The following is an 11821-nucleotide window of genomic DNA, read 5'->3' on the forward strand; positions in this document are numbered from 1 at the left end:
ACCGGCAGACATCGATATGGAGTCCTGACTGCCGAAAAGCAATCAAGTGCAAACATGCGCTGCGTTGATCCAGGCGCGATTACCGATGTCGCATAACGCCGCCTTCAACATCAGCCCGTTGGAGTGCCCACGGAGGCGGCTGTCGCTGTTTTAGCGGAAATAGCCCCACCGGGCGAAGCATCGTAGATGCGTATCAGCGTGCTGCAATTGCCGCTGTCTGAGAGGCGGCCTGGCCGAAGAGGCGGCATGCCGCGGTATGCGCGGAGCAGGCGATGCGCAGGCAATCAGGCACCGTTGGACGTTGCGGGCGGCGTCGACTTGATGGCTCACATACCGCAGCCGCCGCAGTGCGCTACAAACTCAGGCTGTGCCCAATATCCGGGCAAAAAGAAACCCTCAGTCCTGTTGGACTGAGGGTTTCGGGTAAAGCCCCTGGCGATGACCTACTCTCGCATGGCTTGAGCCACACTACCATCGGCGCAGCTGCGTTTCACTTCCGAGTTCGGGATGGGATCGGGTGGTTCCACAGCGCTAATTTCACCAGGGAGACGGTTGGAGCGTCGCCATCCAAGAAACGGATTAAGGCGCCCAGTCTCGCATAGTTAACTTGTGACGTAGCTTGCATTTGATGATCTACCAACGTTCGTTGGGACCAAGGCAACTTGAGGTTATATGGTCAAGCCGCACGGATCATTAGTATCAGTTAGCTCAATACATTGCTGTACTTACACACCTGACCTATCAACCACGTAGTCTACATGGTTCCTTTAGGGGGCTTGTGCCCCGGGAAGTCTCATCTTGAGGCGCGCTTCCCGCTTAGATGCTTTCAGCGGTTATCGCTTCCGAACATAGCTACCCGGCAATGCCACTGGCGTGACAACCGGAACACCAGAGGTTCGTCCACTCCGGTCCTCTCGTACTAGGAGCAGCCCCTCTCAAACTTCCAACGCCCATGGCAGATAGGGACCGAACTGTCTCACGACGTTCTGAACCCAGCTCGCGTACCACTTTAAATGGCGAACAGCCATACCCTTGGGACCGACTACAGCCCCAGGATGTGATGAGCCGACATCGAGGTGCCAAACACCGCCGTCGATATGAACTCTTGGGCGGTATCAGCCTGTTATCCCCGGAGTACCTTTTATCCGTTGAGCGATGGCCCTTCCATACAGAACCACCGGATCACTAAGACCTACTTTCGTACCTGCTTGATCCGTCGATCTTGCAGTCAAGCACGCTTATGCCTTTGCACACAGTGCGCGATGTCCGACCGCGCTGAGCGTACCTTCGTGCTCCTCCGTTACTCTTTAGGAGGAGACCGCCCCAGTCAAACTACCCACCATACACGGTCCCTGATCCGGATAACGGACCTAGGTTAGAACGTCAAGCACGACAGGGTGGTATTTCAAGGATGGCTCCACTGCAGCTAGCGCCACAGTTTCATAGCCTCCCACCTATCCTACACAGACGAACTCAACGTTCAGTGTAAAGCTATAGTAAAGGTTCACGGGGTCTTTCCGTCTTGCCACGGGAACGCTGCATCTTCACAGCGATTTCAATTTCACTGAGTCTCGGGTGGAGACAGCGCCGCTGTCGTTACGCCATTCGTGCAGGTCGGAACTTACCCGACAAGGAATTTCGCTACCTTAGGACCGTTATAGTTACGGCCGCCGTTTACTGGGGCTTCGATCAAGAGCTTCGCCTTGCGGCTGACCCCATCAATTAACCTTCCAGCACCGGGCAGGCGTCACACCCTATACGTCCACTTTCGTGTTTGCAGAGTGCTGTGTTTTTGATAAACAGTCGCAGCGGCCTGGTTTCTGCGACCCTCTTCAGCTATAGCTCGCATGAGCCACCAAAAAGGGTGCACCTTCTCCCGAAGTTACGGTGCCATGTTGCCTAGTTCCTTCACCCGAGTTCTCTCAAGCGCCTGAGAATTCTCATCCTACCCACCTGTGTCGGTTTACGGTACGGTCTTCGTGAGCTGAAGCTTAGGAGCTTTTCCTGGAAGCGTGGTATCAGTGACTTCGCCATAAAGGCTCGTCTCGGTGCTCGGTCTTAAAGAATCCCGGATTTGCCAAAGATTCAAACCTACCGCCTTTCCCCGGGACAACCAACGCCCGGTACACCTAACCTTCTCCGTCCCTCCATCGCACTCACGCGAGGTGCAGGAATATTAACCTGCTTCCCATCGACTACGGCTTTCGCCCTCGCCTTAGGGACCGACTAACCCTGCGTCGATTAACGTTGCGCAAGGAAACCTTGGGCTTTCGGCGTGCGGGCTTTTCACCCGCATTATCGTTACTCATGTCAGCATTCGCACTTCCGATACCTCCAGCAGACTTCTCAATCCACCTTCGCAGGCTTACGGAACGCTCCTCTACCGCGCATAAAACAAGTTTTATGCACCCCAAGCTTCGGTTCACTGCTTAGCCCCGTTAAATCTTCCGCGCAGACCGACTCGACCAGTGAGCTATTACGCTTTCTTTAAAGGGTGGCTGCTTCTAAGCCAACCTCCTGGCTGTCTATGCCTTTCCACATCGTTTTCCACTTAGCAGTGAATTTGGGACCTTAGCTGTGGGTCTGGGTTGTTTCCCTTTTCACGACGGACGTTAGCACCCGCCGTGTGTCTCCCATACAGTCCGTCTCGGTATTCGGAGTTTGCAATGGTTTGGTAAGTCGCGATGACCCCCTAGCCATAACAGTGCTCTACCCCCGAGAGGATACATATGAGGCGCTACCTAAATAGCTTTCGAGGAGAACCAGCTATCTCCGGGTTCGATTAGCTTTTCACTCCTAATCACAGCTCATCCCCGTCTTTTGCAACAGACGTGGGTTCGGGCCTCCAGTACCTGTTACGGCACCTTCACCCTGGCCATGACTAGATCACCCGGTTTCGGGTCTACTGCCCGCGACTATGCGCCCTTATCAGACTCGGTTTCCCTTCGCCTCCCCTATACGGTTAAGCTTGCCACGAACAGTAAGTCGCTGACCCATTATACAAAAGGTACGCAGTCACTCTTGCGAGCTCCTACTGCTTGTACGCACACGGTTTCAGGATCTATTTCACTCCCCTCTCCGGGGTTCTTTTCGCCTTTCCCTCACGGTACTGGTTCACTATCGGTCGGTCAGGAGTATTTAGCCTTGGAGGATGGTCCCCCCATATTCAGACAGGGTTTCACGTGCCCCGCCCTACTCGTCTTCACTGGAGTGGCCCTTTTAAATACAGGGCTATCACCTTCTATGGCCAATCTTTCCAGATTGTTTTTCTAAAGCCATTCCAGCTTAAGGGCTGTTCCCCGTTCGCTCGTCACTACTCAGGGAATCTCGGTTGATTTCTTTTCCTCCGGTTACTTAGATATTTCAGTTTACCGGGTTCGCTTCCAGCAGCTATGAATTCACTGCAGGATACTGCCGAAGCAGTGGGTTTCCCCATTCGGATATTGCCGGATCAAAGCTTGTTGCCAGCTCCCCGACACTTTTCGCAGGCTACCACGTCCTTCATCGCCTCTGACCGCCTAGGCATCCACCGTGTGCGCTTATTCGCTTGACCATATAACCCCAAGTTGCCTCGGAGTTACATTTACGTGTTGTGTGGGGTACAAAGCCACCAACGCGAACATACGACTCAATTATTTAGGGACTCGAAGTCCCCGCCTTAGCCTCAACGACACGTTTAGATAGATATCTCAAACGCTCGCTACGTCACAAGTTATAAAAGAACATGTATCAGCCTCAACGCTGATCCATATAAATTCTTAAGTGTGCACTACATTCAGAGTGGTGGGTCTGGGTAGACTCGAACTACCGACCTCACCCTTATCAGGGGTGCGCTCTAACCACCTGAGCTACAGACCCGAAGTCTTTTCACTCAATATGGTGGAGCCTGTCGGGATCGAACCGACGACCCCCTGCTTGCAAAGCAGGTGCTCTCCCAGCTGAGCTAAGGCCCCAAAAGGGACTTCGCATACCGACCTGTGCCGGTATGAATCTCTGAATGCAGGTAATTTGTGAGGACGCCCGACAGGAACAATGACGTCATGCTCAAAAGGAGGTGATCCAGCCGCACCTTCCGATACGGCTACCTTGTTACGACTTCACCCCAGTCATCGGCCACACCGTGGCAAGCGCCCTCCCGAAGGTTAAGCTACCTGCTTCTGGTGCAACAAACTCCCATGGTGTGACGGGCGGTGTGTACAAGGCCCGGGAACGTATTCACCGCAGCAATGCTGATCTGCGATTACTAGCGATTCCGACTTCATGGAGTCGAGTTGCAGACTCCAATCCGGACTGAGATAGGGTTTCTGGGATTGGCTTACCCTCGCGGGTTTGCAGCCCTCTGTCCCTACCATTGTAGTACGTGTGTAGCCCTGGTCGTAAGGGCCATGATGACTTGACGTCATCCCCACCTTCCTCCGGTTTGTCACCGGCGGTCTCCTTAGAGTTCCCACCATTACGTGCTGGCAACTAAGGACAAGGGTTGCGCTCGTTGCGGGACTTAACCCAACATCTCACGACACGAGCTGACGACAGCCATGCAGCACCTGTCTCACGGTTCCCGAAGGCACCAATCCATCTCTGGAAAGTTCCGTGGATGTCAAGACCAGGTAAGGTTCTTCGCGTTGCATCGAATTAAACCACATACTCCACCGCTTGTGCGGGCCCCCGTCAATTCCTTTGAGTTTCAGTCTTGCGACCGTACTCCCCAGGCGGCGAACTTAACGCGTTAGCTTCGATACTGCGTGCCAAATTGCACCCAACATCCAGTTCGCATCGTTTAGGGCGTGGACTACCAGGGTATCTAATCCTGTTTGCTCCCCACGCTTTCGTGCCTCAGTGTCAGTGTTGGTCCAGGTAGCCGCCTTCGCCACGGATGTTCCTCCCGATCTCTACGCATTTCACTGCTACACCGGGAATTCCGCTACCCTCTACCACACTCTAGTGACCCAGTATCCACTGCAATTCCCAGGTTGAGCCCAGGGCTTTCACAACAGACTTAAACCACCACCTACGCACGCTTTACGCCCAGTAATTCCGAGTAACGCTTGCACCCTTCGTATTACCGCGGCTGCTGGCACGAAGTTAGCCGGTGCTTATTCTTTGGGTACCGTCAGAACAATCGGGTATTAACCGACTGCTTTTCTTTCCCAACAAAAGGGCTTTACAACCCGAAGGCCTTCTTCACCCACGCGGCATGGCTGGATCAGGCTTGCGCCCATTGTCCAATATTCCCCACTGCTGCCTCCCGTAGGAGTCTGGACCGTGTCTCAGTTCCAGTGTGGCTGATCATCCTCTCAGACCAGCTACGGATCGTCGCCTTGGTGGGCCTTTACCCCGCCAACTAGCTAATCCGACATCGGCTCATTCAATCGCGCGAAGCCCGAAGGTCCTCCGCTTTCACCCGTAGGTCGTATGCGGTATTAGCGTAAGTTTCCCTACGTTATCCCCCACGAAAGAGTAGATTCCGATGTATTCCTCACCCGTCCGCCACTCGCCACCCGTAAGAGCAAGCTCTTACTGTGCTGCCGTTCGACTTGCATGTGTTAGGCCTGCCGCCAGCGTTCACTCTGAGCCAGGATCAAACTCTTCACTTAAAATTACATGTCCGAAGACAAATACTTTAGCTGCAGAAGTTCAACCACTGACAACTTATCGCTTGCAAAGCAATTAATATGTTGCTTTTTGATTAAACGTCTGCAAGATGGACAATCATCCTTCCTGCAGGCGTCCGCACAAATTACCTGCGCACACTGTCAAAGAACATTGGGAAGTGGCCTCAGCGCCGTTCCCGTCAGCTTCGTCGTTTCCGTCGAAGCGAGCCGCCCATTATAGCGGACTTTTTCTTGCCGTCAACACCTCATTTCGAAGTGGTTGACGCTGCTTCGTTTCGACCCGAAGGTTTTCTGCGAAGCGAGCCGACCATATTAGCAGGCTTTTCATCCTCGTCAACCCCTCGTGAAGAGGAAGTTGCCGCCGCTGCACTTCAATTCGCCGTAGCGTCTTTCCGTGTAGCGAGCCGCCCATCATAGCCGGCTTTTTCGTTTCGTCAACACCTTGTGATGTTTCCGATTCGCCTCGTTCGTTGGTGCGGTGCTTGGAGAAGCGCCGCCGTCGTGAGCGAGGACGCGCATCTTATCGAGCCTGCGCAGAAGTGCAAGCACTTTTTTGACACAGGCATGACATCGAGCGCTTTTCGGCGGCCTGGCTACTGCCCTGCGGCCTGATTCTTTCCGCATGGAATGACGCAGACCGATTCCGCTTGTTGATGCTCTCAGTGAGAATGCTCGCCTTAGTCAGGAGCCCCGCCATGCCGCCAGCCCGCAGCCTGTTCCGCGATCTGTCGCTGCCTGCGCTTGCCGCGGGATTTGTCACCGTGTTGGTGGGGTTTGCCAGCTCTGCGGTAATCGTGTTCGAGGCGGCGCGGCATCTGGGGGCCGACCAGGCGCAGATCGCATCGTGGATGTGGGCGCTCGGGATCGGCATGGGCGTGACCTGCATCGGCTTGTCGCTGCGGTATCGGGTGCCGGTGGTGACGGCGTGGTCCACGCCCGGCGCGGCGATGCTGATCGGCAGCGCGGCGGGTGTGCCGTTGCGCGAGGCGATCGGAGCCTTCGTGGTGGCAGCGGTCCTGGGAGTGGTGGCCGGGTTCTCGGGGATGTTCGAGCGTGCGATCAAGCGCATTCCCATCGCGTTGGCGTCGGGCATGCTGGCCGGGGTGCTGCTGCGCTTTGGCCTGGATCTATTCGTGGCCATGCAGCACCAGCGGGTGCTGGCGCTGGCGATGCTGGCGACCTATCTGGTGGGACGGCGCTGGTTTGCGCGCTATGCCGTGATTGCCACCTTGTTGGTCGGCGTCGGCATTGCCGCCGGCGGTGGGTTGCTGCACCTCGAAGCGGTGCGGCTGGAACTGGCAAGGCCGGTACTGGTGGTGCCGTCGTTGTCCTGGGCGGCGCTGTTCGGGCTGGCGATCCCGCTGTGGGTGGTCACCATGGCCTCGCAGAACGTACCCGGGGTGGCGGTGATCCGGGCGTCTGGCTACACGGTGCCTATCTCGCCGACGATCGGCTGGATCGGCGTGGTCAACAGCGTGCTGGCGCCGCTTGGTGGATATGCGTTGAATCTTGCGGCGATCACTGCCGCGATCTGCATGGGCCGCGAGGCGCATGAGGACCCGGCCCGTCGTTACACCGCAGCGGTGAGTGCAGGCGTGTTCTATGTGGTGATCGGGTTGTTCGGGGCGACCGTGGCCGCCGTGTTTGCGGCCTTTCCGCGCGAGCTGGTGATGGCCATCGCCGGGATCGCGCTGTTGGGCACGATCGGCAACAGCCTGGCGGCGGCGCTGCGCGAAGACAGCGAGCGCGAGGCGGCGTTGATCACGTTTCTGGTGACCGCGTCCGGGCTGACCCTGGGCGGGATCGGTGCTTCGTTCTGGGGACTGGTGGCCGGCACGGTCACCTTGCTGGTGCTGCGACCGCGACGTTAGCGGTAACCGACGCGGTTTGTATCTGCGCCTTGATGGGGCGGCGAGCCTTGGCTGGATGTGCGGATGCCCATGTCGCGCCTTGTACGGTCACGCGCTGCGGCCGCCCGCGGAGACTGCCGTGCGTATCACGCGCTGCATGTCGTAGTGTCAGGCGCTCTTGGTGCCTCGCTTCCGCGGCTAGCCAAGCGCGGTGCGACGATAAGGATGGAGCCAGCCGCCGCCGGTGCGGAGAACCGCGTCGGACCCGAGGTGCCCGCGCTGCCCGCGCGGCACTGCGATACCGGGCCGCAGCGTCAGCGTGGCCGCGCCCGGTGGCGGCGCTTATTCGGGGTCGCGCAGCTGCAGCAGCCAGTGCGCCGTCACGCCGCTGGGGCTGGGCAGCGGTTCGAGGTGGAACTGGCGATACACCGGCGAGCCGTCCAGGGCGCGTAGCGGCAAGGTGACGTAGGCGGCGCGTCCCAGGCGCAGGGCGTCTTCGAGCAACTCGACCTTGGAGCGGGCGGCATCGTCGGCGACCAGGGCGAGCATGTCGCGGCCGATCAGGTCGGCCACCTCGGCCTGGCTGAGCTCGGCGAATGCCGGGTTGACGAAGATCAGCCGGTGCGCGGCAGCGCTGGCGCCCCGTTCGATGATGGCCACGCCGTCGCGCAGACGCGACAGCGAGGCTTCGAGCAGGGTGAAATCCTGCTGGAAGCGCTTGCGTTCCATCAGCTCGATCAACACACGCAGGCTACGCGCGGACTCCAGATGCAGCGGCGACCAACGCCGTGCGCGGCCGCGCACGGTCTGCTGCCAGAGATCGAAGCTCTTGCGCGGCGACAAGCGTGAGTTGGGGATGTCCTGCAGCTTGGCCAGCTGCGGGTTGCCTGCCCACTTGACCTGTTGCACCTGCTCGCGCCGGGTCCACAGCAGGGCGCTGCGCGATTGCGGCATCAGCGGCACGAAGATGAAGCCGGCGGCCAGCGGAGCCAGGTCGGCCAGCTCCGGAAAGACCTCGCCAATGGCATCCACATGCAGGGCGCCGACGGCGTCCTCGCGCAGGGCGTCGTGGTGCTCGGATTCGAGATGGTCGCGGATGCGCCGCAGCGCCGCCACGTCCGGGGTACTGCCGTGACGGCTGATGTCTTCACCGTGGAAGACCGCTACGCCGTCGGCATCCACCACGTCCATCAGGTCCGGCGCCATGTCGGCGAGCATGTCCACGGTGAGGTGCTCGGCGTCGTTGAAGTCGGTGATCAGCTTTTCGCGGATGGTCAGCAACACCGATTCCAGCCGGGCACGCGCCACCGCCTGCAGCGCGCCGATGCGGCCGGCCAACGCGCGGGTCACCGCATCGGTGGCATCGCGCATGGTGTGGCTGGTGAAGTGCGGGCTGTAGTGATGGCAGGAAATCAGCCCCCACAGTGCGTCGTTGACCACGATGGAGGACACCAGCGTGGCGCTGACGCCCATGTTGGCCAGATATTCCAGGTGCACCGGCGAAACGCTGCGCAGGCTGACATCGCTCAGGTCCACCGGTGTGCCCAGGCGTGGATGCAGGGTGGGCTGGATCGGCGATGGCTGGTAGCCGACGTCGGCGATCTGGCGCACGCGGTTGCGCAGGTACAGCGCGCGCGCCTGCGCGGGGATGTCGCTGGCGGGGTAATGCAGGCCGAGATAGGCCTCCAGTTCGGGCTGGCGGGCCTCGGCGATGACATCGCCGTTCCACTCTTCGTCGAAGCGATAAATCATCACCCGGTCGAAGCCGATCATGTTGCGCAGGCCCTTGGCTGCGCGCACGGCCGCCTCGGCGATGCCCGGATCGCGCTCGATGCTGCGCAACAGCGGCAAGGCCTCGCGCAGGGTGACGTCCATCAGGCGCGCGTCACGCGGCTCGATTTCGATCAGCCACTGCTCCGGATACAGATGCCAGGCGGCCACCCAGGGGTGGTCGGGCGGCGCGCTGCGCTGCGGGAAGCGCACATCGGCATGCAACAGGTGCTGCGGTTGATCGTCCACCGCAGCCGGCAAGGTGTCGGGCAGCTCCAGCACCTGGGTGTAGGGCATGCCCAGCAAGGCGTCCATCGGCACGCCGAGCAACTCGGCGGCGGTGGTACTGGCCTGCACGATCCGACCGTCGGCAGGTTCGATCACCAGCAGCACGCCGTAGGGCTGGATCATGCCGGGAATGTGGATCGGCTCGCGCGCGCACTCGTCCATATCCAGGGGTTCGGTGTGCTGATTCACGGGCGCGGCTCCGCTGCGAGGCAGGTATGGAAATGGGCAAACATGGCATGCGCGCCGTCGATGGCGGCCGCGTGGGTCTGCGGCGAATCCAGGCGTTGATCGAGCACGGCCTGAAACCGGCGCCAGGCGGCCGGGTCTTCGTCGGCCAGTTCGAAATACTGCAGCGCACTGGCCAGCGCGGGCTGGTGCCTGCGCAGGCCGCGGGCAATCACCCGGCCGCCCAGCTGGGCGCCCTCGATGACGTACAACATGCCCCAGCGCGCGGCGTCGGTGCGCACGTCAGGCAGCGCGAGCGGGGGATCCGGCGGTTGGTTCAGCGTGCGCAAGTCCGCGCGCAAGGCCGGCACGCGGCGGCGATAGTGCCAGCCACTGCCGACCAGCGTGCCCAGCCAGCCGCTCAACTGCTCTTCGAAACCAGCCAGCAAAGCATGGTGGCGGCGCAGGATCTGCACGTACGCGGCGCGGTCGACCTGCCCCTGCCCCAGCGCCTGCATCAGCGGCACCGCTTCGACCCGGCGATGCGTGTCCTGGGTGGCGTGACGCAGCACGCGTGCGGCCGATGACGGAACAGCCTGGGTGTCAGGACACATAAGCAATCGAGGCAGTGCCGCGGCACGGAGTGCACCAGCCTAGCAGCGCGCGCGCAAATCAGATAAAGCGGACACGAGCGCTAAATGAATCCGTTGGCATCACCCTTGCGCAGCAGCGGCAATTCCACTGCCCCGCCCTGCACGCTTCCATGCCATCCACCACCCTGCAGCGAGCAACAGGCCGGCCAGCAACCAGGGCGCGCCGGGCAGATGCAGCGGTGCGCCAGCGCCGATGAACCAGGCAAACACATTGGCGAACAACAGCGGGCCCGCAATGCCGGCCAGGCTGACCAGGCCAGTCAAGGCGCCCTGCACACGCCCCTGCGCGTCGGCGCCGACCTCGCGGGTGATCAAGGCTTGCGCGGCGGGTGCGGCAACTGCCCACAACGCGCTGATCGGTACGCCGATCAGGAACATCGCGCCGCTGTCGGCCAGCCCGTAGATGACGAAGCCGATCACCCCGCAGCCCAGCCCCAGCAGCAAGGCGCGGCGTTCGCCGAGCCAGCGCACCAGGCGGCCGACCAGCAACGCATTGACGATGATGCTGCACACGCCAACCCCGGCCAGCACCCAGCTCACTTCGCGCGGGCCCCAGTGATATTGGTAGCCGGCGAACAGCACGAAGATGCTGGGATAGACGTAATGCGCCAGGTTGGCCAGGAACACCACCGAGGCCAGGCCGAACACCTGCGGATAGCGGCGCAGCAGCTTGAGCGCGCCGAGCGGATTGGCGTGCGACCACTCCAGGCGTGCAGTGCGACGTTCGGCGGGCAGCGATTCGGGCAGCACGAACCAGCCATACAGCACATTCAACAAGGCCAGCCCGGCGGCGAACCAGAATGGCCAACGCAACCCGATGCTGCCCAGCCAGCCACCGATCAAGGGGCCGGCGACAAAACCAATGCCGAACGCGGCGCCGAGCATGCCGAAGGCGCCGGCGCGTTTGTCGGCAGGTGTGACGTCGGCGATGTAGGCGTTGGCGGTGGAAAAGCTGGCCGAGCACATGCCGGAGATCACCCGGGCCAGCAGCAGCATCGGCAAGCTGTGGGCGATGGCCATCAGGATGAAATCCAGCCCCAGCCCCAGGCAGGAGAGCAGGATCACCGAGCGGCGGCCGAAGCGGTCGGACAAGGCGCCTTGCAGCGGCGAGCAGACGAACTGGATGGCGGCGAACAGGAAGCCGAACCAGCCGATCCAGCCGGCGGCCACCACGTAGTCGCCGCCGGTGAAATGCCGCACCAGATCGGGCAGCACCGGGATGATCACGCCGAAGGACAGCACGTCGATCAGGACGGTGATGAAGATGAAGATCAATGCGGCGCGGCGGCGCCCCGGAGCGGCAGCGGAATCGGCGGGGAGAGACATCGCGCGGCCCAGGGTGGCGAGGTGGGGAGTTTAGCTGCGGATGGAGCGTGGTGCCGGGGGTAGCGGGGCTGCGTGATCCGGTACTGCCTGGCGAGTGGCGTTGATGGTGGGTTGGCTGGGGTGCCCTCCCCTCATCCGCCCTTCGGGCACCTTCTCC

Annotated in this window: 4 protein-coding genes, 2 tRNA genes and 3 rRNA genes; 1 reads left to right on the forward strand and 8 read right to left on the reverse strand. The window is 60.6% G+C overall.

What is annotated here, in order from left to right:
* Positions 1 to 430: 430 nt before the first annotated feature.
* The 5 genes from rrf to ACCQ12_RS20065 all read right to left on the reverse strand — a co-directional run bounded on the left by rrf (position 431) and on the right by ACCQ12_RS20065 (position 5594).
* A 5S ribosomal RNA gene (gene rrf, locus ACCQ12_RS20045) occupies positions 431 to 545 on the reverse strand.
* 127 nt (positions 546 to 672) lie between these two features.
* Positions 673 to 3553, reverse strand: a 23S ribosomal RNA gene (locus ACCQ12_RS20050).
* Positions 3554 to 3781: 228 nt separating this feature from the next.
* Positions 3782 to 3858: transfer RNA gene (locus ACCQ12_RS20055), tRNA-Ile, on the reverse strand.
* Between the two features lie 19 nt (positions 3859 to 3877).
* Positions 3878 to 3953: transfer RNA gene (locus tag ACCQ12_RS20060), tRNA-Ala, on the reverse strand.
* 94 nt (positions 3954 to 4047) lie between these two features.
* A 16S ribosomal RNA gene (locus ACCQ12_RS20065) occupies positions 4048 to 5594 on the reverse strand.
* Together the 16S, 23S and 5S rRNA genes with 2 tRNA genes alongside form the textbook arrangement of a ribosomal RNA operon.
* A 713-nt stretch (positions 5595 to 6307) precedes the next feature.
* On the opposite strand from ACCQ12_RS20065, the gene ACCQ12_RS20070 reads away from it, so the two are divergent.
* Positions 6308 to 7483 (forward strand): benzoate/H(+) symporter BenE family transporter, encoded by a 1176-nt coding sequence (locus ACCQ12_RS20070; RefSeq protein ID WP_372382561.1) that lies wholly within the window; start codon positions 6308 to 6310, stop codon positions 7481 to 7483.
* A 321-nt stretch (positions 7484 to 7804) separates the two neighbouring features.
* On the opposite strand, the gene bphP is transcribed toward ACCQ12_RS20070, so the two are convergent.
* The 3 genes from bphP to ACCQ12_RS20085 all read right to left on the reverse strand — a co-directional run bounded on the left by bphP (position 7805) and on the right by ACCQ12_RS20085 (position 11664).
* The gene (bphP, locus tag ACCQ12_RS20075) at positions 7805 to 9709 is read right to left on the reverse strand and encodes a bacteriophytochrome BphP (RefSeq protein ID WP_047696398.1); all 1905 of its coding nucleotides are present in this window, start codon (positions 9707 to 9709) and stop codon (positions 7805 to 7807) included.
* Positions 9706 to 10299: a biliverdin-producing heme oxygenase gene (locus ACCQ12_RS20080; protein ID WP_104581848.1), complete on the reverse strand. Its 594-nt coding sequence runs from the start codon at positions 10297 to 10299 to the stop codon at positions 9706 to 9708. Before ACCQ12_RS20080 ends, bphP begins: the two co-directional genes overlap by 4 nt.
* Before the next feature lie 99 nt (positions 10300 to 10398).
* Entirely contained in the window at positions 10399 to 11664 is a 1266-nt protein-coding gene (locus ACCQ12_RS20085) for a TCR/Tet family MFS transporter (protein WP_104581847.1), read from the reverse strand.
* Positions 11665 to 11821 lie beyond the last annotated feature (157 nt).

The organism is Xanthomonas sp. NCPPB 1068, from assembly GCF_041479385.2.
GTDB classification, from domain to species: Bacteria; Pseudomonadota; Gammaproteobacteria; order Xanthomonadales; family Xanthomonadaceae; genus Xanthomonas; species Xanthomonas cannabis.